The 24,449-nt window shown below is 44.5% G+C and carries 20 protein-coding genes; 3 read left to right on the top strand and 17 right to left on the bottom strand.

The features are described from left to right. Window positions 1–9: 9 nt before the first annotated feature. The 11 genes from MHH60_RS09275 to MHH60_RS09225 form a co-directional block, all read right to left on the bottom strand. Window positions 10–726 carry an MgtC/SapB family protein gene (locus tag MHH60_RS09275; protein ID WP_036686231.1) on the bottom strand — a complete coding sequence of 239 codons (717 nt, stop codon included), beginning with the start codon at window positions 724–726 and terminating at the stop codon, window positions 10–12. Window positions 727–907: 181 nt separating this feature from the next. After that, complete coding sequence (locus tag MHH60_RS09270; protein WP_076135474.1) at window positions 908–1,699, bottom strand: SDR family oxidoreductase; 792 nt, start codon at window positions 1,697–1,699, stop codon at window positions 908–910. 112 nt (window positions 1,700–1,811) lie between these two features. After that, the gene (locus MHH60_RS09265) at window positions 1,812–2,924 is read right to left on the bottom strand and encodes a rhamnogalacturonan acetylesterase (protein ID WP_076135472.1); all 1,113 of its coding nucleotides are present in this window, start codon (window positions 2,922–2,924) and stop codon (window positions 1,812–1,814) included. Window positions 2,925–2,980: 56 nt separating this feature from the next. Beyond that, window positions 2,981–3,820, bottom strand: a complete 840-nt coding sequence (locus MHH60_RS09260; RefSeq protein ID WP_076105000.1) for a carbohydrate ABC transporter permease — start codon at window positions 3,818–3,820, stop codon at window positions 2,981–2,983. Between the two features lie 3 nt (window positions 3,821–3,823). After that, complete coding sequence (locus MHH60_RS09255; protein ID WP_076105030.1) at window positions 3,824–4,744, bottom strand: carbohydrate ABC transporter permease; 921 nt, start codon at window positions 4,742–4,744, stop codon at window positions 3,824–3,826. Window positions 4,745–4,887: 143 nt separating this feature from the next. Then, window positions 4,888–6,225, bottom strand: a complete 1,338-nt coding sequence (locus tag MHH60_RS09250) for an ABC transporter substrate-binding protein (protein ID WP_076135470.1) — start codon at window positions 6,223–6,225, stop codon at window positions 4,888–4,890. Between the two features lie 121 nt (window positions 6,226–6,346). After that, window positions 6,347–7,915 carry a response regulator transcription factor gene (locus MHH60_RS09245; RefSeq protein ID WP_076135468.1) on the bottom strand — a complete coding sequence of 523 codons (1,569 nt, stop codon included), beginning with the start codon at window positions 7,913–7,915 and terminating at the stop codon, window positions 6,347–6,349. Beyond that, on the bottom strand, window positions 7,908–9,674 hold the full coding sequence (locus tag MHH60_RS09240; protein WP_076135748.1) for a sensor histidine kinase: 1,767 nt from the start codon (window positions 9,672–9,674) through the stop codon (window positions 7,908–7,910). The genes MHH60_RS09245 and MHH60_RS09240 overlap by 8 nt, the downstream gene beginning before the upstream one ends. 223 nt (window positions 9,675–9,897) lie before the next feature. Further along, window positions 9,898–10,692, bottom strand: coding sequence for an ABC transporter ATP-binding protein (locus MHH60_RS09235; RefSeq protein ID WP_076135466.1), 795 nt, complete (start codon window positions 10,690–10,692; stop codon window positions 9,898–9,900). Further along, window positions 10,685–11,608 (bottom strand): ABC transporter permease, encoded by a 924-nt coding sequence (locus tag MHH60_RS09230; protein WP_036686219.1) that lies wholly within the window; start codon window positions 11,606–11,608, stop codon window positions 10,685–10,687. Before MHH60_RS09230 ends, MHH60_RS09235 begins: the two co-directional genes overlap by 8 nt. Window positions 11,609–11,669: 61 nt before the next feature. Next, window positions 11,670–12,740, bottom strand: a complete 1,071-nt coding sequence (locus tag MHH60_RS09225; protein WP_076135464.1) for an ABC transporter substrate-binding protein — start codon at window positions 12,738–12,740, stop codon at window positions 11,670–11,672. 324 nt (window positions 12,741–13,064) lie between these two features. Between MHH60_RS09225 and MHH60_RS09220 the strand changes: the two genes are divergently transcribed. Next, the gene (locus MHH60_RS09220) at window positions 13,065–14,000 is read left to right on the top strand and encodes a C40 family peptidase (protein ID WP_076135462.1); all 936 of its coding nucleotides are present in this window, start codon (window positions 13,065–13,067) and stop codon (window positions 13,998–14,000) included. 90 nt (window positions 14,001–14,090) lie between these two features. Here MHH60_RS09220 and MHH60_RS09215 read toward each other — a convergent pair whose 3' ends face one another. Beyond that, a complete protein-coding gene (locus tag MHH60_RS09215; RefSeq protein WP_218640677.1) occupies window positions 14,091–16,787 on the bottom strand; it encodes a calcium-translocating P-type ATPase, SERCA-type in 2,697 nt (898 codons plus the stop codon). Window positions 16,788–16,913: 126 nt separating this feature from the next. Beyond that, entirely contained in the window at window positions 16,914–17,327 is a 414-nt protein-coding gene (locus MHH60_RS09210) for a DUF2500 domain-containing protein (protein WP_256715124.1), read from the bottom strand. A gap of 184 nt (window positions 17,328–17,511) precedes the next feature. On the opposite strand from MHH60_RS09210, the gene MHH60_RS09205 reads away from it, so the two are divergent. Continuing rightward, entirely contained in the window at window positions 17,512–17,874 is a 363-nt protein-coding gene (locus tag MHH60_RS09205; RefSeq protein ID WP_076135459.1) for a hypothetical protein, read from the top strand. A gap of 642 nt (window positions 17,875–18,516) precedes the next feature. On the opposite strand, the gene MHH60_RS09200 is transcribed toward MHH60_RS09205, so the two are convergent. Beyond that, complete coding sequence (locus MHH60_RS09200; RefSeq protein WP_162636728.1) at window positions 18,517–18,660, bottom strand: hypothetical protein; 144 nt, start codon at window positions 18,658–18,660, stop codon at window positions 18,517–18,519. A 178-nt stretch (window positions 18,661–18,838) separates the two neighbouring features. On the opposite strand from MHH60_RS09200, the gene MHH60_RS09195 reads away from it, so the two are divergent. Further along, window positions 18,839–19,699: a YitT family protein gene (locus tag MHH60_RS09195; RefSeq protein ID WP_076135455.1), complete on the top strand. Its 861-nt coding sequence runs from the start codon at window positions 18,839–18,841 to the stop codon at window positions 19,697–19,699. A gap of 1,454 nt (window positions 19,700–21,153) precedes the next feature. On the opposite strand, the gene MHH60_RS09190 is transcribed toward MHH60_RS09195, so the two are convergent. From MHH60_RS09190 to MHH60_RS09180, 3 genes are all read right to left on the bottom strand, one after another. Then, window positions 21,154–21,441 carry a stage VI sporulation protein F gene (locus MHH60_RS09190; RefSeq protein ID WP_036686212.1) on the bottom strand — a complete coding sequence of 96 codons (288 nt, stop codon included), beginning with the start codon at window positions 21,439–21,441 and terminating at the stop codon, window positions 21,154–21,156. Window positions 21,442–21,507: 66 nt separating this feature from the next. After that, a complete protein-coding gene (gene recG / locus MHH60_RS09185) occupies window positions 21,508–23,559 on the bottom strand; it encodes an ATP-dependent DNA helicase RecG (RefSeq protein WP_076136156.1) in 2,052 nt (683 codons plus the stop codon). 9 nt (window positions 23,560–23,568) lie between these two features. Further along, window positions 23,569–24,432: a DegV family protein gene (locus tag MHH60_RS09180; RefSeq protein WP_036686209.1), complete on the bottom strand. Its 864-nt coding sequence runs from the start codon at window positions 24,430–24,432 to the stop codon at window positions 23,569–23,571. Window positions 24,433–24,449: the final 17 nt, after the last annotated feature.

Raw genomic sequence — 24,449 nt, 5'->3', positions numbered from 1 at the left:
ATGCCCTTTTTACAATTGCTCCACTTCTACGCTCATTACATGTTCAATTTTCTTCACATCGTAATAAATTTCTGTTGCGTAATCCCGATCCGGGGCTGAGATCACCATATCGATCATTTGTCTGCCATCTTCCAAATCTTTAATTTTCATTCTTCGAATCGCTCGGGATGGACCTCTAGTACTACGCTGCGAGCTGACCTGAGGCCGCTCGATTTTTTGGATCACTTCTGTAAGCACAAAATTAGCTTCCATAATGATCCTCACTGAAACTTCATGTTTATTCAGTACTTCTGGACCTAGAGAGCGGATCAAATGAGGAACTAAATTTACAGCAAACATCAGCAAAATGACCGCATATGCTGCTTCAATATAGAATCCCGCACCCACAGCTATACCAATTCCAGAAGCTGTCCAGATGAGTGCTGCCGAAGTAAGGCCCGAAATGGCATCTCCGCCTCTACGCAGAATAACACCCGCACCCAAAAAACCAATCCCGCTGACAATCTGAGCCGCAAGCCGCATTGGGTCCATGTTTGGATGCTCTGGCCCTGCGAACTTATCAAAGGCATGGATAGACACCACTGTGACAAGACAGCTCGCAATGCTTATGACCATACTGGTCCGTATCCCCAGCGGTTTCTGCTTGATCTGTCGGTCAATCCCGATGAACAGCCCGAACAGCATGGCCACTAGTAACTTCATTAATGATTCCAATTGAAAATCCATATCGCAATCTCCTTTCTCCAGAGATACTCCATTATAACGGAAATTGGAGATAATGATTAGCTTTATTTTACAACAAAAAACGGCATAACCATCCTCAGCGCATATGCTCTTTCGACCCGTGTGGTCCGGCATAGCGATGAGGATGGAATCCGTTATGAGAGGCCAAGATTATGTTGAAAAACTAACCGTGCAGAAGCGACTCTGCACCGTCACAATAAATTTCCGTCCCCGTAATATGATCTGAATCTTCAGACGCCAGAAACAGCGCCAGCTTCGCTACTTGATCAGGTCGCCCCGGACCTTCTTCCAGCGGTTGATCTCCCTCAGGAAATTCTACAGGGATTTTCACTTCTTTCAGATCCTCTGATGGAAAAGTGTTGTCATCTATATTGGTCTTTATGGCCCCAGGACAGATCGCATTTACGCGAATTTGAAATTGAGCCAGTTCCAGTGCCGCCATTTTCATAAAAGCAACCTGTCCTGCCTTTGTCGTACTGTAAGCAGAAAAACCAACATTAGAAAATACACGATTTCCGTTAATGGAGCTGTTGATCAGGATGCTGCCTCCACTTTCTTTTAGATGCGGTATCGCATATTTAACAGTCGCGAAGGTTCCACGCAGGTTAATATGAATGGTCTGATCCCAAGCTTCAATATCCATCGTTTCAATAGGCGTCATTGCCCCATTAATCCCTGCGTTGGCAAAAACAACATCAAGACGACCCCATTTCGCGGCCGCCTTGTTTATCGCTGCTTCCACTTGTGGCGGTTCAGCAACATCACATTCGATAACTAGGGCTTCTCCGCCCTCTTTCTCCACTTGCTGTTTAACCTTTTCAGCGTTCTCCACAGTTCTGTCCAATAATACAACTTTGGCTCCGTTACGTGCGAACTCAAGCACGGTTGCCCGGCCAATTCCTGAGCCGCCTCCGGTTACAACTGCAACCTTACCTACAAGCTTTTTATCTGCCATATCGTGATATCCTCCTTCTTATCATGCAAGTCTTCCAGTTAAGTTCTTTCCTTAACCTTAACCTTGCATACAGAAGTTGAACCGACAGATATTTACTTTTCCTTTAGGATTATTATTCTCCCTGACGAAGATGAATGATCAGATCGTTTAATCCGGCTTCCTGGATCCCTTCCACTATAAGCTCAGCTACAAGACGAGCCCCTAAAATCTGAAAATGGGTATTATCCTGCACGCCACCTGGATGTGCAATAAATTCTCCTGGATAGCTCCACATGAATAAATCTTTTGAGCCCTCTGAGCCATAAGCCTCAAAGAGATTTCGGCTCTTCTCGGCTAAATCGATCAGTGGAACCTGCTCGGTAACTGCGAGTTCCCGCATGGCGATTAAATAATCTCCATGTGTGTCTACAATTGCTTCTTCACTATCAAATCTTCGCCGATGTACAGAGGTCACAAGAACCGGGTAGGCTCCCGCTTCCCTGGCGACTAAAATCAACCGGAGCAAATGCTCTTTATATGTAGTAAAGGGCTCGGTATGTCTTAAATCATCAGTTTTGGAATCATTATGTCCAAACTGGATGAACAGATAATCTCTGGGTCTGATATCTGCGGCAATGTCCTCCAAATGCCCTTCCTCAATAAAACTCTTCGAACTGCGTCCAGAAAGTGCTCGGTTATCTACAGCTATTCCGGCTTTGAAGCAGCGTGGAAGCAGTTGGCCCCACCCCGCATAGGGGTAGCCTTCTTCCCCTTGATCGGTCACCGTGGAATCTCCCGCCAGGAACAAGACTAGCGCTTCATTGTCCACCTGAATGTCCAAGGCATTGATACGCGGTGCCGCACCCGAGAACGATATCTTTAGCTGCCCATCCTTAATCCTAATTGCAAAGGATTCGCGTAAGTATTGGCCCGCAGGCACATTTAGCGTGTCCAATACGAACTTGCCCTTTCCAGCTTTGATAAATGTGCTGGTATCTGCCAGAGCATCACCCAACAGCAGCGTAACACGGTAGATCCCATTCGGGAGATCCAGAAGAAAAACTGCTTTCTGTGGGATGCAGCAATCGCTTCGCAGTATATCTGTTCCCCCTCTGAAACGACCAAAGACGGTGGAATCAGAAGTGAAACCATACCCTATTTCCTTAGAATAAGATGTGTCCGGCCGAATTTTGGTGTAGCCAGGCTCAGCTTCCTTAATCCCAAAATCAAAACGATAGCTATCCAAATTCAGCCGCACCTTTCTTAATTAGAGATTTAAAACATTATATTCGTTTGCTGAAATCAACCTTTCAAACCACTGGTGCTGATTCCTTCTACAATCTGCTTTTGGAAGATAAAGAAGATAATCATGACTGGTGCCAAACTTAGAACAGACATGGCGAACATTGGACCCCAGTTGGATACGGACTCACTGTCCAGGAACATTTTCAGCCCCATCGAAACTGTATATTTAGAAGGTGAGTTCAAGTACAATACCGGTCCAAGCAAATCTTCCCACCGCCAATAGAAGGAGAAGATCGCCGCAGTAGCCATAGAAGGACGGATAAGCGGTAGTATGATTCTGAAATAAAGTCCAAATTTCCCACAACCATCGATGGTAGCCGCTTCATCAAGTTCTACAGGAATGGTCCGAATAAACTGCAGCATTAGGAAAATGAAAAACGGGACACCGAAGAACTGTGGAACAACGATCGGTTTGATACTGTCGAGCCATTCCAATTTGGCATAGATAATGTATTGAGGGACGAGCACCACATCGGAAGGAAGCATCAGGGTCATCATCATGATTCCGAACCATAAGCCATGGCCTACAAATTTATTGCGGGCAAAACCAAAGGCAACCAGTGAAGATGAAATGACTGCGCCCAGTGTTGCGACAATGACAATTACAAAAGAGTTCTTGATGAAGACACCAAAGGAGTAACCTGCAACACCTTCCCAGCCTTTAGCATAGTTCCCCCATTCCCATGGATCAGGTATAAGGTGCTGAGCTGTAACAAATACAAGCCGGCTCTCTTTAAAAGAACTCATGATCATCCACAGAATCGGATACAGCATAACGATAGCGAGGCCACCTATAAGGATGTGATAAAGCGGCCATTTCAGTTTAATTTTCGCCATGGATTATTTTCCTCCTTCCGACTCGTAGAAGACCCACGATTTGGATGTCTTGAACAAGATTCCGGTCATGATGCCGACAAGCAACAACATTACCCAAGCCATAGCCGAAGCATAACCCATATTATTAAACATAAAAGCCTGACGGAATAAATAGAGAGAATACAACATAGTGCCGTCCATAGGTCCGCCTTCACCTTTAGAGATAATATAAGCTGGAACAAAGGTCATAAATGCGCTGATCGTCTGCATAACTAGATTAAACAGAATCACTGAACTTAAGAGTGGCATAGTAATCTTGAAGAATTTTCTGAAGAATCCGGCTCCATCCACACTAGCTGCTTCATACATTTCACCAGGAATGTTTTTGAGACCTGCCAGAAAGATCAACATGGATGAGCCAAACTGCCACACAGATAGAGTTATCAACATGATAAGTGCAGCGTTCGGATTGCCAAACCAACTTACCGGTCCAATTCCAAAAAAGCCAAGCATGCCGTTAATAATTCCAGTATCACTAAAAATATTACGCCACATGATGGAGACCGCCACACTACCCCCTATAATAGAAGGTAAATAATAAGTTGTCCGATAGGCTCCTACCATACGTGATTTCGTATTTAGAATCATGGCCACAAATAATGCGAAGGTTAGACGTAAAGGCACACCGATAAATACGTAAAGCAGCGTTACCTTTAGTGAATGCAAATATTTCGGGTCATTTGAGAACATTTTGATGTAATTATCAAATCCAATCCACTTAGGTGGAGCGAATAAATTATATTTGGTAAAAGAAAGATACAGTGAAATGATCATCGGGATCAGTGTGAAGCAAAGGAAGCCAATGACGAACGGACTGATGAAGGCATATCCTGTAAGGTTACTTCGTAACCGCCGGCCGGTGAGGTTCTTTTTCTTAACAGCCAATGGATTCGAAGGTAGGGGATTCGTTAATGCCAAGGGTCTCCAACTCCTTTTTATGTGAATAATATGGGAAACGGGATGCCGCCTAGCGAAATGGCATGCCGTTTCCCATGTGAGACGCAGTATAGTTATCTGTTACCCTACGATTAACGGCTGGAGAGAATAGAGTTCGCTTCTTTTCGGAACTGTGCCGCTGCTGCTGCTGGGTCGATTTTTCCGAAGTTCATTTGTTCAGCGAGGTCTGTAAGCAGGGCTACAACCTCTGGGGAACCTACCGGTGGACTCATAGGTGAAGTAGTAGGCTCCATGTCAGCAACAAACTTAAATACTTGCTTACCGGAATCAGTTAATTGAGTAGCTACAGATTCTTTGATTTTGCTTGAAATCGGTACTCCGCGTTCGCCTTTGATCAGGTTGTTAGCTTCCACATCATTAATCCAGAAATCAACGAACTTCGCTGCTTCTTCCTTCACTTTAGAGTTAGAAGTAATTGACCAGTACATACTTGGCTGCATGTAAAGCCCTTTATCCATATCTGGACCAGGCATTTGTGCCAGCTCCATAGGACGATTTACAGCGATTTGCAAAGCAACGTATTGGTTCGACCATTGCCATACACCGATACCTGTCCCTTTAACAATATCCGACTCTTCAATAACCCCTTTATTTTGGCTCAGTTTGTCTTGTGATGGGACCGCTCCATCTTTAATCAGACCAGACAACATTCCGAAAAAGTCAGTGAACAACGCATCGTCCTCATAACCAAGTGCGGAACCATCATTGTTATAGAGTGCCAGCCCTTTTGTACGCAGATAATAGTTGAAGAACACGTCTGCTGCCATGGAACCGTCCATAAACAGTCCAGCCGATTTAGCTTTCGCGGCGATTTCCTTGTATTGATCCCAAGTCCAGTTCTCTGGGATAGAATCAACACCTGCCTTTTTCAGCAATTCTGGATCATATTGAAAACCAAGTACGTTAACCCCTAACGGAATTCCGTATTGCTTCTCACCGATCACTCCAGTACTCAGCACGTTCTCATTCACATCGCCGACTTGAATCTGAGAGTTCAAATAAGGTTTCAAATCTTCGAGCTGTCCGTTAGATCCATATTGATTAATATAAGAAATATCCATTTGAACGATATCAGGAAGTCTATTTGCAGCAGCTTGCGGAGCAAGCTTTTTCCAGTAATCATCAAAGGATGCATATTCAGGCTCAATGGTTACATTCGGATATTTGGCTTCATACATATCAATAACTTGTTGTGTATAAGAATGTCTTGTATCTCCACCCCACCATGCGATTCGCAGGGTTACTGGTTCTGCTGAGGTCGTGGCCGCAGGTTTCGTTTCCGAAGGAGTATTTGTAGCGGAATCCGTAGCAGTAGCATTGTTATTGTTGTTACCTCCACCGCAACCAGCTAACATCGACGACAGCAATAATGGTACGGCTAGTAAAGCGAATCTCTTTTTCAATTTCATGTCCCCTTTTCCTATGATAGTGTAAAGGCTCTGATCCCTTTAGGTAGCGCTTTCATTGGTTAAATTTTCTCAAATATTCCGTGATTATTGAATACAAAAAACCGTCTTGTTTGTTCAATAATCAGTTCGCTTGAGGGGGTTTCATGAAATCTGTAGGGGTCTGGCCGGTTACTTTTTTAAATACCTGACTGAAATATTGTGCATTTCCACCGAAGCCGAACATTTCAGCCAGCTCAAATACTCTTACATCCCCACTTCTCAAAATATGCTCCGATGCTTTAGCAATCCGGTAATTGGTTACGTAATTCGAGAATTTCTCCCCGGTAATTTTCTTGAATATTTTGCCTAGATAGTCGGGATTCATATATAACATTTCAGCAGCGACCGAGCTAAGCGACAGCTCTGCATTCTTGTAATCCTCTGCGATAATTTTGAACATTTTGTCTACAATAAGTGATTGCCGGGAACTAAAATGTCGGTCATACATCGCTGTTAAGCGAACCGCTGCCTCTTTGACGTATGCTTTTAAACCTCCCAAGGTTCTAATTTCGGCAAGCTCCGCCAAGCCTGATGTGAAGCTATTTCTTTCATCAGGGACTGCTAAACGAATCATAGCGGAGTATAACTGCAAAACATAAGAACGCGTCACGTTAATATCTGACCGTTCATCAGCGAGCAAGTTGAATAATCGTTCCAATTCCAGCTCTACCGTATTTTGATCGCCTGCTTTTATAAGTAGACAAATATGCTCTTCATCTAACTCGATATCATTTCTTCCACTTAGCTCATCACTTGGGATATCACTTCCGGTAATCAAACCGCCCGCCTCCAAATAAAAACGATGGTTCAGGCACTGCAAGGTCTGACGATACAATCTCCGGGAATGAATCATAAGGTCAGCATCACTAATCGCGATTGTCACATCCATTTTATAAAACTTGCAGAATACCTCTCTTACTTCAGCGATACGTTTAAGCAGGGGGCTGTTCTGCACCGTATTACCTTCGTCTTCCAGTAATATTAATAAATGACCGCCTATCGTCGCACTCAGGAGTGTTTCCTGAAGTACGTCCTGGGCAATATTTTGCAGAGCGAACAATTGCTCATATTCATAAGATCCCTCTAGCCGGAACAGGAGCAAGCGCACCGTTTTGTCATTAAGCTCAATGCCGAATAGTTCCTGATAATACTCTAGATCCTGACTTCCATAAGTTTTGTTAGAGATCCATTCCTTCAAAAATTGTTCTTTCACATGGGGCAATACCTTCTGTAGACGTTGTTTCATACTATTTACGAATTCGCCCCGGCTCTTCTGTTCATCGAGCTCTGCTACCAGCTCAACCAGTGCCTCATGGATCTGATTCTCATTGCACGGCTTTAAAAGATAATGTTTGACCCCGTTCTGCATAGCAATACAAGCATAATCAAAATCCTTATAACCAGTCAGCATAATGAATTTCACATCTGGAAATCGTTCACTGCATTTTTGCACCAGTCCCAAACCGTCTAAACCAGGCATAGAAATATCAGTGATCACAATTTCTGGGCTAAGCTCCTCTATTTTCACCAAAGCCTCAAGCCCGTTCCACGCCGTGCCTACAAGCTCTGTTCCCGCTCGTCCCCAGTCCACAACCTGCGATATCCCTTCCAGAATCAGTCGTTCATCATCCACCAGCAGCAGTTTATACATTCTCTAGCACTCCTTTTAAGTAAGGTATACGCACATGTATAGTTGTTCCTTGACCCGGCTCACTTTCTATGACTGTGCCCCATTCAGGGCCGAAGACGATTTGAATCCGTTCCGCGATGTTAGCTAAGCCGATGCCTTCTCCACGGGTCTTAACTCTCCCCATCTGCAAATCTTTGATAAATTCAGGGCTCATTCCCGGTCCATTATCACTGACTCTGATATCGAGGCCCTGCTCTTCTTCACTAACTGTTATAGAAATGGTGCACGGTTCAATATTAGGCTCTAGTGCATAGCGGATAGCATTTTCGATTAAAGGCTGCAAGGTCAGCTTTGGAATCAAAGCGTCATGCAGATGTTCAGGTACATCCATCCGGAAATCTAGCCTCTCATCAAACCGTGTTTTCTGGATAATGACATAATTGCGCACGATAGTGATCTCTTTTTCAAGTGTAATCAGCGGATCCTTGAGACCAATAGAGCTGCGGAACAAGTAACCGAGCGCTTCTACCATTTCTGAGATTTTGGCTTGTTTGTTCATTTTGGCTAACCAGTTGATCGATTCCAGTGTATTGTACAAAAAATGCGGATTAATCTGGGCCTGTAATGCTTTCAGCTCGGTCTCTCTAATTATCAGCTGCTTCGCATAGTTCTCATCAATAAGCTCTCTGATCCTGCGGATCATCATTTTAAAAGTCCGGTTTAGCTGACTAACCTCGTCCTGCGCAGTCTGTGAAACCACACCTAATGACTGTTCCTCCAGATTGTCCAGATCGCCCTTCTCGATTTGCTTCATTTTTTTGGTCAGCTTAGAGATCGGACGTACAATACTACGAGCAAGCCTGTAGCCTAAAAGGAGACCAATTAATAAGATTAGTGCGAATATGATGACGACCAGCTTTTTGACAAAAGTAATATGTTTGAACATCTCATTAAATGGAGTTGCATTGATGTAGATCCAATCTATATAAGATGATTTCGTCTTAGTTATAAAATAAGTACCTTCTTGATATTTGGCCGTGCGATATAGCTCCGGACGTTCTGTCTCTTCTTTAAGCTCTTCTGGCAAAAGAATCGGCGCTTCAGGATAGATTGCCTGTCCCGTCGTGGCGTCAACTGCGATTAATTGGTCGGTATCGCTCGTACTATCCGCAATGATTAGATCGATCCGAATACGGATCACAAGTGTTCCCAGATCATCCAGCGTAAACGTTGACCCTGTATAAGATTTAATCTGCCGAACCGCCAAAAGTGAATTTCTGTTTCCTTGCGGATACCACACTATACTTCCACTAGCTTCCGCAGCTAACGGCTTTAACTGATCCTGCAGATCCTGTGATACCCCTTCACGATTACCCGCAGTCATTACTCCGCCACTCGTATCCATCAGCATCATGGAATAAACGTATTTCTCTGCCCCTGCAAAAGCAACCAGCCTGTTTATGATCTTGTTATGTAGAACTTGTCTTTCATAAGGCTGTGGATCATTCTGCAATTGGCGCAGGCATTCTTGAATTTGCTCATCAGATACGACTGTAAAAGAAAGCTGATCCAATTCTCTTAGGGCATTTTCGATGCTTATAGAGGACATCCCCAGTACCTCAGAGGCCTTTTCATAAATTTGCTTGTCATAGATACGATATACATATTGCAAGACGGTCAAAGAGAATAAAAAGGAAAGTAGAAGCAAAAAGGAAATAATCAGTATCATTTTGTTGAAAATGCCCGAACTTTTGTAAGCGCTAACATTTTTCCAAATCATCTGCATTCTCCGCTCCCTAAATATGATAATTTTCATTTATTATCACTATAATTCCATTATAAACCATAATGTTCCATTTGGGTAAATTTACGTGAACTGAAAGCTAAGGATAGTATAATGGCTCGGCGAAAAAATTCCTATGTAAAAAAGGGCTCGAAATGAAATCCAGAATCAGACTTCACTTCAAGCCCTTATATTGAGCTACCTCCACACCTACAACTGACTAGCCAAGCATCATTCGGTCATCTGCCAATTTATGTCCGCTGATTGTCTCGAATTCTCCGAGCAACCGTTCTACAGTAAGATCTTTTTTACGTTCCTCATCGATATCCAAAATAATACGGCCCTTATCCATCATGATCAGACGATTGCCAAGACGAATGGCCTGTTCCATGTTATGAGTAACCATTAGGGTGGTTAACTTCATCTCACGGACAATGGACTCTGTCAGTTTAGTAATCAGCTCCGCACGAGAAGGGTCAAGGGCTGCTGTATGTTCATCTAAAAGTAAAATTTGCGGTTGAGTAAAGGTCGCCATTAGCAGGCTTAGCGCTTGTCTCTCTCCACCTGACAACAACCCTACTTTTGCCCGCAGGCGATCTTCCAGCCCAATCCCCAGCCTACTTAGCTCATCACGAAACAAAGCTCTTTTTGCTTTATTTACGCCAAAGGTTAACCCTCTGCTTTTACCTCTTTTATAAGCCATAGCTAAATTTTCTTCAATCGTCATATGTGGAGCCGTACCCGCCATTGGGTCCTGAAAGACACGGCCGATCCAGCGACTCCGTTGAAATTCCGCCAAATGGCTGATTGAATTCCCTTCAATGCTGGCTGTACCCAGATCCGGCTTCATGACACCGGAAATAATGTTCATCAGCGTAGATTTGCCAGCTCCATTACTTCCAATGATGGTGACAAAATCACCGGGAAGAAGCTCCAAATCAATGCCGAGCAGCGCTATTTTCTCATCGGGTGTTCCGGGATTGAACAGCTTAGATACGTTCTCCAGTTTAAGCATCGATGGTGCCCCCTCTCTTGCTGCTTAGCGCCTGCTCAGCTAATTCAACGGAACGCCTCCGCGCCATATTCTTCTGCTTCAGGAAACGCTGAATCGACGGGAATACAAGAGCGAAAATAACGATAATTGCTGTGATCAGCTTAAGATCCGAAGCTTTCAGCCACGGTACCCGCAAGGCAAGTGCAACTACGATCCGGTAAACTATGGATCCGAGCACAACAGCCAATGTGGCCCGAAATACATTTTTGGCACCGAATATGGCTTCACCGATGATCACCGAAGCTAACCCGATTACAATCATCCCAATACCCATAGAGGAATCCGCAAAAGTAGAATACTGAGTGATTAGCGCCCCCGAGAGCGCCACCATTCCATTGGATAAACTGACGCCAAGAATAGTGGTATTATCCGTGTTTACACCCAGACTACGGATCATTCTTGCATTATCTCCAGTAGCCCGCAGCGCAAGTCCAAGATCTGTACGCAGGAATAAATCCATTACTATTTTCACAAAAATAACTACAAACGGCAGAACGAGCAGAGGATCAATGGAAGTGAACAAGGTAGTGTCACCCATTAAAGACCAGTTCGGTTTGCCACCAAATATCCGCAGATTAATGGAATAGAGTGCAATCATCATCAAAATCCCGGATAACAGTCCATTAATCTTGCCTTTCGTATGTAATAGGCCCGTACACATTCCTGCCAGCATTCCGCCAGCAATAGCGGCCAGGGTAGCAAGCCATGGTGCATAACCGTTAGTAATCATAACAGCGGCTATGGCACCACCAGTGGTAAAGCTCCCATCTACAGTCAAATCAGGGAAATCAAGAATACGAAAGGTAATGTATACACCTAAAGCCATAAATGCGTAAAGCAGTCCCATTTCAACGGCCCCGAGCATCGAATTTAACATAGATGACTTCCTCCTTCGAGCGGAAAGGGGCGTTCTCACGAAATCGCCCCTATATAATGGCTTATTGAATAATATTGGTAGCTTGATCGGCAACTTCTGCCTTCATTGCATCAGTCACTTCTATGCCTTGCGCTGCTGCAGATTTCAGGTTAAGAATGAGATCGAGTTTTTCTTGCATGGTTACTTTCATATCAGCTGGCTTTTTACCATTTTTCAAAATATCCACGGCCATTTGACCCACTTGATAGCCATGATCGAAATATTTAAAACCAACGGTGGCGAAAGCTCCCTTTTCAACCGTATCACGGTCACTGGAGAAGAAGGGGATTTTCTTGTCATTAGCTGTTTGAATTATGGTATCCACTGCACTTACGACTGTGTTATCCAAAGTAATGTAGAATGCATCTACACGACCCACAAGTGATTCTGCAGCTTGTTTGACTTCAGAGGTATTCGTGATGGCAGCCTTCACTAGCTCGATTCCATGCTTATCCAACTCTTTTTTAGCAATCTCAGCCATAATTACTGCATTTGGTTCACCTTCATTAATAACGATGCCCAGCTTTTTCACGTTAGGAAATTGGGTAGCTATAAATTGCATTAATCTGTTAATCGCTTCGGGATTGGTGTCCGATACACCTGATACATTTCCACCTGGATGCTCCAGATCCGTGACAATCTTCGCGTCGAGTGGGTCAGTTACTGCTGCGAATAAAATCGGTGTATCCTTACTTGCTTTGCTAAGTGCTTGAACAATTGATTGAGCGGAAGGCGTTGCAATTGCCAATACCAAATCATTAGAGTCAGCGGCGATCTTTTGAGCAATGGACAAGTTATTCGCTTGGTCAGCCTGTGCATTCTCAAGGTCAACCTTCAGGTTCTCGCCCTCAACGATTCCTGCATCCTTCAAAGCAGCGAGAATTCCTTCGCGTGTAGCATCAAGTGAGGGGTGCTCCACATATTGCGAAATCGCAATTTTGTACGTTTTTGAATCTGCTGCTCCTGCATTCGTAGGGGAATTACCGGAATTCGCTGCATTTCCTGAGTTTCCAGCAGTGTTATTGTTGCCACAACCAGCTGCTACGAGCATGAAGCATAAGCTTAATCCCGCCAAAATGTTTCTCTTTTTCATCAAAGTACCCCATTTCATTAGTTTATTAACGCATACATCAAGGTGAGCGACTCAGCATTATCACTTTTATCGATAAAAGCATTAAAGCATAAGCTTACACGTACCTCACATTAATGATAGAAATCTATTAAACCTATATTATATGGAGGTTGTTTATCCGTCAATCACTTATCATATTTCCATAGATTTCAAATTCTGAAGAATATATGACATCAAAACAGGTAATGCTTGGTTGTCTCTTACAGCGATTGCCTTTATTTCTTTTACATAAAAAAAATCGCCCTGCACAAACTTAATTTACAGTTTGAAGATGGAGCGTGTTAAATGGCTAATAATCACAAAAGACTACTAACCACCGCTACTGTATTGCTTGCTGTCGCTTTAACGAGTTCATCCTGCGGTTATTCATCTCAATCGCAAAAACCTAAGGTTAACGCGCTAACTCCTGATGGAAAAAACGCCTCCAGTTATTATGAACAATCTGCAATTACTGACGCTCAGGGAAAGTATTGGATTCCACTCAAGCCTGCGGTTACTTCCCTCGGATACCGGATGAAGGATGATGGTTCACGTGATGGATACACTAAAATCGGTTATAGCGATGTTATGTATATGCTGCGCCCTGGCTCACCACAGGTATTCTCACTTGGGGAAAAAATCACACTGCCACAAGCCCCTAGACGGCAAGAAGGGCAAATCTATATCACCCCTTTAGCCTTGTCCAAATTTCTGCAAACAGAAGTAGGCTGGAATCCCCAGTCGGGTGAGATAAACATTGCTACACCATCCGAACGTAAGACTATCGAAAAATTATCTTCGGTCGAATCCACGAGTGAATCTAAACCTTTACGCATTCAAAGTATTTCCGAAGCGGATAAAAAGGAGTTAGTCGCTTTTGCCAAAAATTTCTTAGGTGTACCTTACGACTTTGGCGCTGGATCTTATGAAGAAACCAAAAAATTTGATTGCTCTTCTTTTACAAGGCATGTATTCAAAAAATTCGGTGTCAGCTTACCTCGTTTAGCTAAAGATCAAGACAATTTAGGTACTCGTGTAAGTCGAAGCGAACTGGATGTAGGAGATCTTATTTTCTTTACCGTTCCCGGGCGATTTGAAAGTGATGCTATACCTGGTCATGTCGGTATTTACATTGGAGACGGAAAGTTTATCCACACTTGGGGTGAACCCGGAGTTCAGATCAGTGACCTCGACTCAGGTTATTGGAGTAATGTAATCCTCCATATGCAGCGTGTTTTATAAGCTTCCCATACTTTAAAAGAAATCATTCAAAAAGCCTGATTCCCTATTGAAGGGATTCAGGCTTTTTTGACTACAACTCTTATCCATTTCTTAATCCCAGCTCTTGCCCCTTCCGCTTATCCGGACAAACAGCTTTACAAGTTCTACTATAACAATAATCGCTACGGCTGCTGCACATACTATTCCCCACTGTAATCCACTTAAATGTGAGACTCCAAACCAGTCGTTTAAGCCCGGGATGATGATCACAAGCACAAGCATTAGTATAGAGATCAGCGACGCCCATAACATATAACGATTGCTGAACCAACCGATCTGGAATAGCGATTTTTTATTGGATCTGACGTTAAAGGCATGGGCAATTTGCAGTAATCCTAATGTGGCAAAGGCCATTGTAACCGCAATACCTTCATTGTAATGCGTATGCGCCCATTGGTACACGAATAACGTAAGCGCCGCTTCTATAATCCCTTGATATATAATCCCGATGCCTACACCGCCAGCAAAGATGCTACTGCTTGCTTTACGCGGCTTCTTCGCCATTACATCCTCACCGGCTTTCTCAAGCCCGAGGGCAAGTGCAGGTAAGGTATCCGTAACGAGATTAATCCACAGGATATGGATCGGCTCTAGAATACGCCAACCAATCATAGTCGCGATAAATAATGTCAGCACTTCCCCAAGATTAGCCGAGAGAAGGAACTGGATTGCTTTGCGGATATTGCTGTAAACTTTCCGTCCTTCTTCAACGGCAACAACTATAGTCGTAAAGTTATCGTCGGCAAGCACCATATCTGATACACCCTTGGCAACGTCCGTTCCGGTTATCCCCATGCCCACACCAATATCGGATGATTTAAGTGCAGGAGCATCATTTACACCATCTCCGGTCATCGCCACAATTTTTCCTTTTTGCCGCCATGCCTTAACGATACGCACCTTGTGTTCAGGAGAGACGCGTGCATAAACCGAATAATCGGTAACCTTCTCCGCAAATTCCTCTTCGCTGAATTTATCCAGCTCACTGCCCGTTAATACACCTGATTCATCTTCAATAATCCCTAATCTTTTGGCAATAGCCGCTGCTGTATCACGATGATCCCCTGTAATCATTACAGGTCTTATTCCCGCTTTACGGCAAATGGCTACCGCATCCCGTACTTCCTCCCGAGGCGGGTCTATCATACCAACCAAACCAATAAATACTAACTCTTTCTCCGTCGTATCTGGTGAGAGATCGGTCGGCAACTGCTCCTCATCTCGGAAAGCAAACGCCAACACTCGAAGTGCGTCATTTGCAAGCATTTTATTACTCTCCATGATATTCCGCTTATGTTCGTCTTGTAGAGGTACCATTTCTCCATCAACATAGATATGGCTGCATTTGGACAAAAGTACATCTGGTGCACCCTTTGTCAGCACACGGTAACGTCCAGCTTCGACCTCATGAATCGTTGTCATCAGCTTGCGATCGGAGTCAAAAGGCAGCTCATTTTTACGTGGATATTTCTTTTCCAGCTCCCTTTTGTCAGTACCTATACTAAGCGCATAATCGACTAACGCGGTCTCCGTCGGATCGCCGATGATTGCTTTTCCGCTCTTGTTTTGGGGATCCTTGGTTCCAGCTTTTGCTTCAGTTTCACTAGGAGTCTTTCCTTCGTCAATGCTGGAGTCATTACAAAGCGTCATAGCTTGAAGCAATAACTCACCACCAGGAATCCCTTCAAGTCCTGCACTGGAATCAGTGGTCTTTCCGTTGACATGTACTTTTTCGACAGTCATTTTATTTAATGTTAAAGTACCTGTCTTATCGGAGCATATAATCTCTGTACTTCCGAGTGTCTCCACGGCAGGAAGCTTGCGAATGATCGCTTTTCGTCCCGCCATTCGCTGCACACCAAGCGCGAGAATGATCGTAACAATTGCTGGCAGCCCTTCCGGGATAGCCGCTACCGCAAGTGAGATCGAGGTGAGTAGCATATCCATTAGCTCTCTTCCCTCGAAGATCCCAACGGCAAAGATAATCACGCAAACGCCAAGAATAATAAAGGTGAAATATTTCCCTAGTTCATCCAGCTTTTTTTGCAGCGGTGTTACATCATTATCTTCCTCCGAGATATAACCGGCAATTCTACCGACCTCCGTCTGCATTCCTGTTGTTGTAACGACACCAACCGCCCGGCCATAAGTAACACTGCTGCTCATATAAGCCATATTGGTGCGGTCGCCGATTACAATGTCGCTACCTTCAAGCACACCGGCCCGCTTTTCTGATGGCAATGATTCTCCTGTAAGCGCGGCTTCCTCCGTCTTTAACGATGCGGCTTCCAAAAGTCTTATATCCGCCGGAACTACATTTCCGGCTTCCAGTAATACGATATCCCCGGGTACGAGGTCTTCACTTTTTATCTCAGTAACCTGACCTGAACGTCTTACTCTGGCATGCGGAGAGGACATGCTTTTAAGCGCATCGAGTGCCTGCTCCGCCTTATTTTCCTGAATAACTCCAAGCACCGCGTTCAGAATGACTACAAGCAAAATAATAATCGTATCCGTCCATTCCCCCAAAACTCCTGACAATACAGCTGCTACTAGCAAAATAAAGATCATTACATTTTTAAATTGTTCGATAAACTTTTCTAATAGCGATTTAGTCTTCGCTTCTTGCAGTACATTCTTCCCATATCGCTCCAGAAGTTTAGCCGCTTCATCGGAAGATAAACCCTCTTTCCGAGTTTCCAGCCTATTCAGCACTTCTTCCTCGCTCAGTGTATGGAAGGGTACCAGCCCTTGCGATTGTGGATCATTTGAATTCAAGACCATAGCCTCCTTCCAGAATTGAGATCTGGTAAAACCTCTCATATGAGTTTTACCCAAAACAGGCATGGTGATTCTTGAATGGTATGTACTTTTTTAGAAATTTAGATATTCTTTCTTCAAATCCCGATTAAAGCTTTTAAACCTAGTCCCTTGATACAGGAGTTCGCCCCGGTCCCCTTCTACAATCAGGCCAAAATCCTGATCTCTTACCTGTAACTCCAATCGAGAGCCATCGGCAAACTCAAACGTAACGTAATAACTAGTATTTGCTCTCGATTCACCAGATCCACCCCACACCTCGGTTCGTTTGGTGACCGCTGTGCAGTTTGCTTTTATCAGAGGACTTGCGTTATTGGACATCCAGATTCTCACTGATTTAACAATTATAAAAACGAAAAGGCCAAGAAAAAGTAAAGCAAATAATTTAAAAAACAGTGGCATCTCATGAATGAAGCTTCCGAAAAAGCTGCGTTCATCAAAACCGTTAAAATCCTGCCATTCGCTCAAATTTATCCCTCCTGACTGAAACTTGATAATAAAAGTTATCTATGCTGCGAAATACGTCATTTTTCCCGTTCGGTTTCATGTTTTCATCCTCTATATATGAATTTTTTTCACAAAACAATTTGGATTCAAAGGAAAAGGTATGGTATGCTTTTTATACTACATACAGTCGGGAGGTGTTATTTCGGTGCAATATATAGCGCGTTTATCACTACATTGCTTTCTTCGTATCGTCCTAATTCTGGGAATGATGTTCTCTTTCCCACCTGCCTGGTCTGGAGGATTATTCACTACGGAGCAAGAATCAACGACATCCGAAATTGAACGCTACGAGCGAAAGTTTACACCTCCCGTAAGGATTGCACCTCAAATAACCCCTCAGGTAGGAACCATCAAAATAACCGAACAGTGGGGAACGAAGTATCTTGCGGTAGTTGCAATACTCCCTGTACTTTCTTTGCTGTTCCGTCCAGTGATTTATAAATTTCTGCTTCGACTGCGGCTGTACCTGTTAAAATTCACGTCTCATTTTCTAATATCACTACCTTAGCGAAGTTCACCTCTGCCCTAAATGAATGTCGGCTGAAGGGAATTTAGAACTTCGATTGATAAAAATCTTATGTATCATGAATTATAGAGAAGCAGATTTCCCGGTGGGTATACATGCTCGCATTGCTCATTATCCACCGGAAGAAAGCAAGTATCTTGGCTGAACCTTGTTCTGGATATCCGTTCCGGTGCGCTTTTGCATTATTAATATTCGCAGCACTATTCTTGATTGCCGGATTTTCCGAGACCACTCATCTAGCAGACAGAAGTTATTGGCGCACTACTAGTGGACTTGTTCTCGCTGAAATTGAACATGAGAGACGAATTGAAAAGCTCGTGATCCTATTTCGTTATTTCTTAGGTGCCATCTTCTTCTTCAGCTTGAGACTGAGGTACATCCACCTCCCTTAGGCGGTGAGGCGCTCTGTTACTCCCTTGCAGCAGTTATCGTTATACTGATTGGCAACTTCGTTGCAAGGCTTGCGGGCCGGACGTAGCGTTGGTCACAACCTTCATGCTTCATCTATCATTGGATGCCTATGTTCTCGCGGGATAAACTTTAAATTGTTATAGCCAATTTGGGTAAAGCAGGCGGAGTGCTGGCCATTCCTCACTATCTGTAACCATTCACAGCTATTTGCAGCTATTCGCAGCTATTTTCAGCCACTTGCGACCATTCGCAGCCATTTGCGACCATTCGCGGCCACTCGCAGCTATTCGCAGGCATTTGCAGCCTTTTGCGAGCAATCACAGCTATTCGCAGCCTTTCGCAGACTTTTGCAGCCATTTACGTGCTGATCCTTGTTATCCTTGGACATTGTCTGACAAGAATCTAAATAGATTTATAAAATACTGGATAAAGTATTCAACTTTGAGAAACGACATGATGCACGAATATCCAAAAAATCTGCCATAGCCACTGAAAATAAGTAAGGTCGTTTCCCCTGTTGAAGGAGGAAAAAACTATGCAGAACAAAATAAATCAACGTCAACAGCTACAAAGAAGCTCTACCTTCCGAGTTCTTACAGTCATTGCCGGAGCATTGCTTGCTGCTGTAGGATTGGAATTATTTTTAATGCCACATGGCCTAGTTGTCGGCGGGATTACAGGTTTATCCGCATTATTCGCTCATACTACTGAAATGCAGCTTGGATTGTTTCTATTTCTATTCAATCTGCCCTTTATATTTATGTCGCGAAAGCAAGTAAATCTCCGCTTTGCTCTTTACACTGTTTTGGGATTAACCTGCCTAACCATCGCGTCTCTTGCGCTGCATCGTTTTCCTGCTGTGATTAGCGATCCTTTACCTGCCGCAATGGCAGGAGGCATCTGTCTAGGAGTAGGTATTGGAATATCTGTAAGATTCGGTGGTGTAAATAAACAAGCCAGTGACCAGGGATATTCTCTGTTGAGCGGCGGACCTCCAAAGTCAACGGAAGTCGTTATTATGATCCTGAACTGTGCAATTCTGCTTTTTGCAGGTACATTGTTCGGTTGGGAGCAAGCGATGTATTCTATTATTGCCTACCTGCTGGCTTTCGAAGGTGTTCGTATCTCACTACGGGGATTATCCCACTCCCGCACTGCTTGGATTACCAGCAGCAGATGTTTGGACATTCAGCAAGCAATTGCAACATCCTTAAACCGAGAAGCTGCGATTGCCGAAGGTTCAGGGCAAGATGGAGAGGTTAGCACGTTGTTTTGTCTAACGAACAGAATGGAAGAAGATCATCTTCGGGCACTCGTTTTACAGTGTGATTCAGAGAGCCAAATTGTATTCAGATCAGCCACTAAAGATCATAGACAAACACGCTTACACGAATAAAAAAGGGGAGTGCCCTTAAGCCAGGAAAATGGCTGGAGCGCTCCCTTCTTTTTAAATTTAGCCTTTGATCGCAACTGATTTTCGGAGTGAGGTCTCAAACTTCTTGATCGAGGCCTCAAGCTTCGCTTAATCTAACATGTTTGCGCGATTGAGGCAGCTATCGGACACAGCGGACCTTATACGCGAAATTATCCTGAATTTCAGATGCTATCGGACCGCATAGCCCCTATTGGCACAAAAAATGCCAACTATGAGTCTATTTCTTATGAATAACTGCACTGGGGTCCGATACCTTGCTCCAAAGGCGATATATTTGTGAATAACGTCATTGGAGTCCGAATGCCTCAGGGGATGAACATGATTCAGCGGGATCGGACGGTGGATGACTATGATTCGGGGGCAGCGGACGATTGGATAAACATGATTCGGTAGCATCAGACGGTGGATAAACATAATTCAGCGGTACCCCACGGCAGATGAATGTGATTCGATGGCATCGGACACAGCGGACCTTATACGCGGAATTATCCTGAATTTTGGATGCTATCGGACCGCATAGCCCCTATTGGCACCAAAAACGCCAACTATGAGCCTATTTCTTATGAATAACTGCACTGGGGTCCGATACCTTGCTCCAAAGGCGATATATTTGTGAATAACGTCATTGGAGTCCGAATGCCTCTGCGGATGAACATGATTCGGCGACATCGGACGGCGGGTGACTATGATTCGGGGGCAGCGGACGATTGGATAAACATGATTCGGTAGCATCAGACGGTGGATAAACATAATTCAGCGGTACCCCACGGCAGATGAATGTGATTCGATGGCATCGGACACAGCAGACCTTATACGCGGAATTATCCTGAATTTTGGATGCTATCGGACCGCATAGCCCCTATTGGCACCAAAAACGCCAACTATGAGCCTATTTCTTATGAATAACTGCACTGGGGTCCGATACCTTGCTCCAAAGGCGATATATTTGTGAATAACGTCATTGGAGTCCGAATGCCTCTGCGGATGAACATGATTCAGCGGGATCGGACGGTGGATAACTATGATTCGGGGTCTGCGGACGATGGATGACTATGATTCAGTGGTATGAGATGTAGGATGGATATAATTTGGCGGTATCGGATAGCAAATGATCATATTTCTACGATATATCGGACGGTAGAAGACTATGATTCGGGATCAGCGGACGGTGGATGACCATGATTCGGTGGCATCAAACGATGGATGAATATAATTCAGCGGTACCGGACGACGAATGACTATGATTCGGTGGCAACGATTTGTCCGAAATAGAGTCACTATTCAGCAAGCCGTAACTACGGCCAAAAACGCAAAGCAGCGATCCTCCAATAATAGGAGGATCGCTGCTTGCAGACTGTCACATACGATGAAAAAAACATCTATGGACAACCCCTACTTTTCATTTAATCCGCTACTTAACGGAACATTCCCCACAAGCGGATTAAATGAAAGGTGTTGTTCGGATCGATTTTCTGCGCGATGATAAACTTTACAATTTGTTCTTCCTGTGTCGAGGTCAGTTTCTCGTTCAATACACCTGACGCTTTCCGTACCAATCTGCGAACAACCGCAGGATCCTGCAGCTCCTGTTTCGAGATGCCCTCAATCATACTTTTGATACGATCCTTCACAGTCGAGTTTTTCATCTTCAGCTTGATGCGATCCACCAACTGAGGGCTAATTCCGAATTGTTGATAACCCAAGTGTAGCACCTCCCGTCATATCCAATCTTTCACAGTATATGAGCCTTCGGTGCTACATGTGCCTAGTTAGTCAATTAATTCTCCTTGGAAGATCTGTTCACTCTGTAAATAATGCCGAAGAGATGCATATTCAGGTGATGTCCAAAAGGCTTCATCCTTAAGGAGCTCTGCAACATCATCCCGCGCCTGCTCCAGAATTTCAAAGTCAGCCGTCATATCTGCCAGCCGAAACTCCGGCAATCCACTCTGCTTTGTCCCAAAAAAGTCCCCCGGACCACGCAGCTCCAAATCCCTTCGGGAAATCTCAAATCCGTCATCCGTATCGGTCATGGCAGTCATTCGCTCACGTCCGATTTCAGATTTTGGATCAGCTACCAACACACAAAAAGAGGCATGCTGCCCTCTTCCTACCCGTCCACGCAGCTGGTGCAGCTGTGACAAGCCAAAACGATCCGCATCCATAATGATCATCAATGTTGCATTAGGAACGTCTACACCCACCTCCACCACCGTAGTGGACACAAGCAGCTGCAGCTCATTGTTATAAAACGCCCGCATCACTTCATCTTTTTCAGCGGGAGTCATTTTACCATGTAAAAGCCCAACTTTATAGCTAGGGAAAGCTTGGCTCATCTGAATATGCAAATCAATAGCATTCTGCACATCCAGCTTCTCAGACTCTTCAATGAGCGGGCAGATCAGATAAGCTTGACGACCGAGATCAATTTCACGCTTAATCAGATTCAGCACACGATCCATGAGATCATGCTTTACCCAGTAACTAGTTATTGGCACCCGGCCTTTCGGCCTTTCAGATAAAGTGGATACATCCATATCGCCAAAAACAGAGATAGCAAGCGTACGAGGAATAGGCGTCGCCGTCATCGTCAGTACATCCGGATTATATCCTTTACGCCGCAATACACCACGCTGATTCACACCAAAACGATGCTGCTCGTCAGTTACCACAAGACCCAGATCACGGAAAAATACATCCTCCTGAATCAAAGCATGTGTTCCTACCACGATATCAAGCATCCCCATTTGCAACGAAGCCAATAATTCTTTACGTTTTCGGCCAGTCACACTGCCCGTCAGGAGTCCTACAGTAATCCCAAACGGCTCAAACATTCTGGTAAGTGAACGCATATGCTGCTCTGCTAAAATCTCTGTAGGCACCATAAGTGCGCCCTGAAAACCAGATCTTACCGTAGCAAAAAGCGCCACAGCTGCAAGCACTGTTTTACCCGAGCCAACATCTCCTTGCAGCAGACGATTCATGCAATATGGTGAACGCAGATCATGTAAAATCTCCAGCTCTACACGTTTCTGTGCATCTGTAAGCTCAAAGGGCAGACTGCGCACGAACTGGCGTACCGTCGCGTTATCCACTGTGTGAACTACCCCATCCATCCGCCCGCGGTTCAGAACCCTGAACGCTTGCATCTTCAACTGGAACAGGAATAGTTCCTCATATACCATCCTACGGCGCCCCTGCTGCCCTTCACGAGTGTCCTCAGGGCTATGAATAGTGGCAATGGCCCGTTTACGCGGCATGAAGTCATATTCCCTCATAATAGAATGCGGTAAAATCTCTGGAATCAGATCCCCATACTGCTGAAGTCCCTGATTAATAACCTTCCTGATCCACGACTGCGTGATCTTGCCACCTACTGAATAGACTGGCTGCAGTGTTCCTGTCTTTCCTTCACCACGATCCGGAAATTCATAATCAGTCACTGTAATCTGATTGCGCTTCTGATCCCATTTTCCGGTCAGCACAATTTCCCGCCCCACAGTGAGTTGCTCTCTTACGTAATGGCGGTTAAACCAGGTTGCTGTGAACATCCAGGGCTCTGCAACCATCTTACAGCTAAGACGTGACTTGCCGCCAAAGCGCTGCAGCACAGGGATACCGATTACTTTTGCCTCTACGGTCACTTTATCCCCGTGTTTAGTCTCGCTAAGCGAGCGGGGACGATAATCCTCGTAGCGGAACGGATAATACTCTAATAAATCCTTTACTGTAAAGACGCCAAAGGCGTGAAGCTCGCTTTGCTTTTGAGCACTCACGCCAGTTATGTTTTTTACTTCAATTTGATTTAATGCCAGTGTCATATTTATCCCTCATTTTGCAGGCCAAATGAACACAGCTAATGTACCGTTACCGACATGGCTGCCCACGACAGGGCCAACGTTGGTCAGCACTTTTTCTTCCAACGTGAAGTGTCCTGCAAGCTCATTCAGGAACTCTTCGCCGGAAGCCGGTTCAGCCGTATGACCCACGGCCACATTGATTTTGTTTACACCCTGCAGATCCCGCTTGAACAGTTCAATCATACGGGCGACAGCCTTCTTACGGCCTCTAACTTTCTCCACCGCATAAATAATCCCCTCTGCATCAATGGACAATATCGGCTTAATATTCAGAAGTGTCCCCAGAATAGCGGAGGCTTTCCCAATTCTCCCGCCTTTTTGTAAATATTCAAGTGTATCTACTAAGAAGTAAAGCTTACGCGATTGACGTAGGCTTTCTACAGCCTCAAGTATCTCTTCAGGCCCTTTGCCTTCAGCAGACATTCTGGCAGCTTCCACTACCATAAATCCAAAACCATAAGAAGCGGAGAGAGAATCTACAACAGTGATTCCTTCTCCCTCTTCCTCCAGCATCGATTTAGCCAGCAATGCAGATTGATAAGTCCCGCTCAGTCCAGAAGAAATATGAAAGGAAAGGATAGAACAGCCCGGGTTACGCTCCAGAATACTGCGGTACACATTCATATATTCAACCGGTGAGGGTTGAGAAGTAGTCGGCAGCTGTGAGGTACGGGGAAGACGCTCATAGAACTGCTCCGGAGTCATATCCAGATTGTCCCTAAAAGCCTCTTCGCCGAACATTAAGGTCAACGGTACTACCTCAATTCCGTACGTTTCCGCCATTGCTGGCGGGATATCTGAAGTGCTGTCGGTGACGATAATGGTACGATTCATGGATTTTCTCCCCCAAG

The organism is Paenibacillus sp. FSL H7-0716 (genome assembly GCF_038002705.1).
In the GTDB taxonomy this organism is placed as follows: Bacteria; Bacillota; Bacilli; order Paenibacillales; family Paenibacillaceae; genus Paenibacillus_AQ; species Paenibacillus_AQ odorifer.
The sequence above is the reverse complement of the archived record's forward strand: the minus strand, read 5'-3'. Positions and strand labels throughout refer to the sequence as shown.

What these genes read in the sequence shown, in the direction of transcription:
- MHH60_RS09260 (WP_076105000.1), bottom strand. Translation starts at nt 3,820, where the DNA reads ATGGCGAAAATTAAACTGAAATGGCCGCTTTATCACATCCTTATAGGT.
- MHH60_RS09275 (WP_036686231.1), bottom strand. Translation starts at nt 726, where the DNA reads ATGGATTTTCAATTGGAATCATTAATGAAGTTACTAGTGGCCATGCTG.
- MHH60_RS09235 (WP_076135466.1), bottom strand. Translation starts at nt 10,692, where the DNA reads ATGCTTAAACTGGAGAACGTATCTAAGCTGTTCAATCCCGGAACACCC.
- recG (WP_076136156.1), bottom strand. Translation starts at nt 23,559, where the DNA reads ATGACACTGGCATTAAATCAAATTGAAGTAAAAAACATAACTGGCGTG.
- MHH60_RS09240 (WP_076135748.1), bottom strand. Translation starts at nt 9,674, where the DNA reads ATGATTTGGAAAAATGTTAGCGCTTACAAAAGTTCGGGCATTTTCAAC.
- MHH60_RS09195 (WP_076135455.1), top strand. Translation starts at nt 18,839, where the DNA reads ATGCAGAACAAAATAAATCAACGTCAACAGCTACAAAGAAGCTCTACC.
- MHH60_RS09250 (WP_076135470.1), bottom strand. Translation starts at nt 6,225, where the DNA reads ATGAAATTGAAAAAGAGATTCGCTTTACTAGCCGTACCATTATTGCTG.
- MHH60_RS09245 (WP_076135468.1), bottom strand. Translation starts at nt 7,915, where the DNA reads ATGTATAAACTGCTGCTGGTGGATGATGAACGACTGATTCTGGAAGGG.
- MHH60_RS09225 (WP_076135464.1), bottom strand. Translation starts at nt 12,740, where the DNA reads ATGAAAAAGAGAAACATTTTGGCGGGATTAAGCTTATGCTTCATGCTC.
- MHH60_RS09220 (WP_076135462.1), top strand. Translation starts at nt 13,065, where the DNA reads ATGGCTAATAATCACAAAAGACTACTAACCACCGCTACTGTATTGCTT.
- MHH60_RS09270 (WP_076135474.1), bottom strand. Translation starts at nt 1,699, where the DNA reads ATGGCAGATAAAAAGCTTGTAGGTAAGGTTGCAGTTGTAACCGGAGGC.
- MHH60_RS09200 (WP_162636728.1), bottom strand. Translation starts at nt 18,660, where the DNA reads ATGGCTGCAAAAGTCTGCGAAAGGCTGCGAATAGCTGTGATTGCTCGC.
- MHH60_RS09180 (WP_036686209.1), bottom strand. Translation starts at nt 24,432, where the DNA reads ATGAATCGTACCATTATCGTCACCGACAGCACTTCAGATATCCCGCCA.
- MHH60_RS09230 (WP_036686219.1), bottom strand. Translation starts at nt 11,608, where the DNA reads ATGTTAAATTCGATGCTCGGGGCCGTTGAAATGGGACTGCTTTACGCA.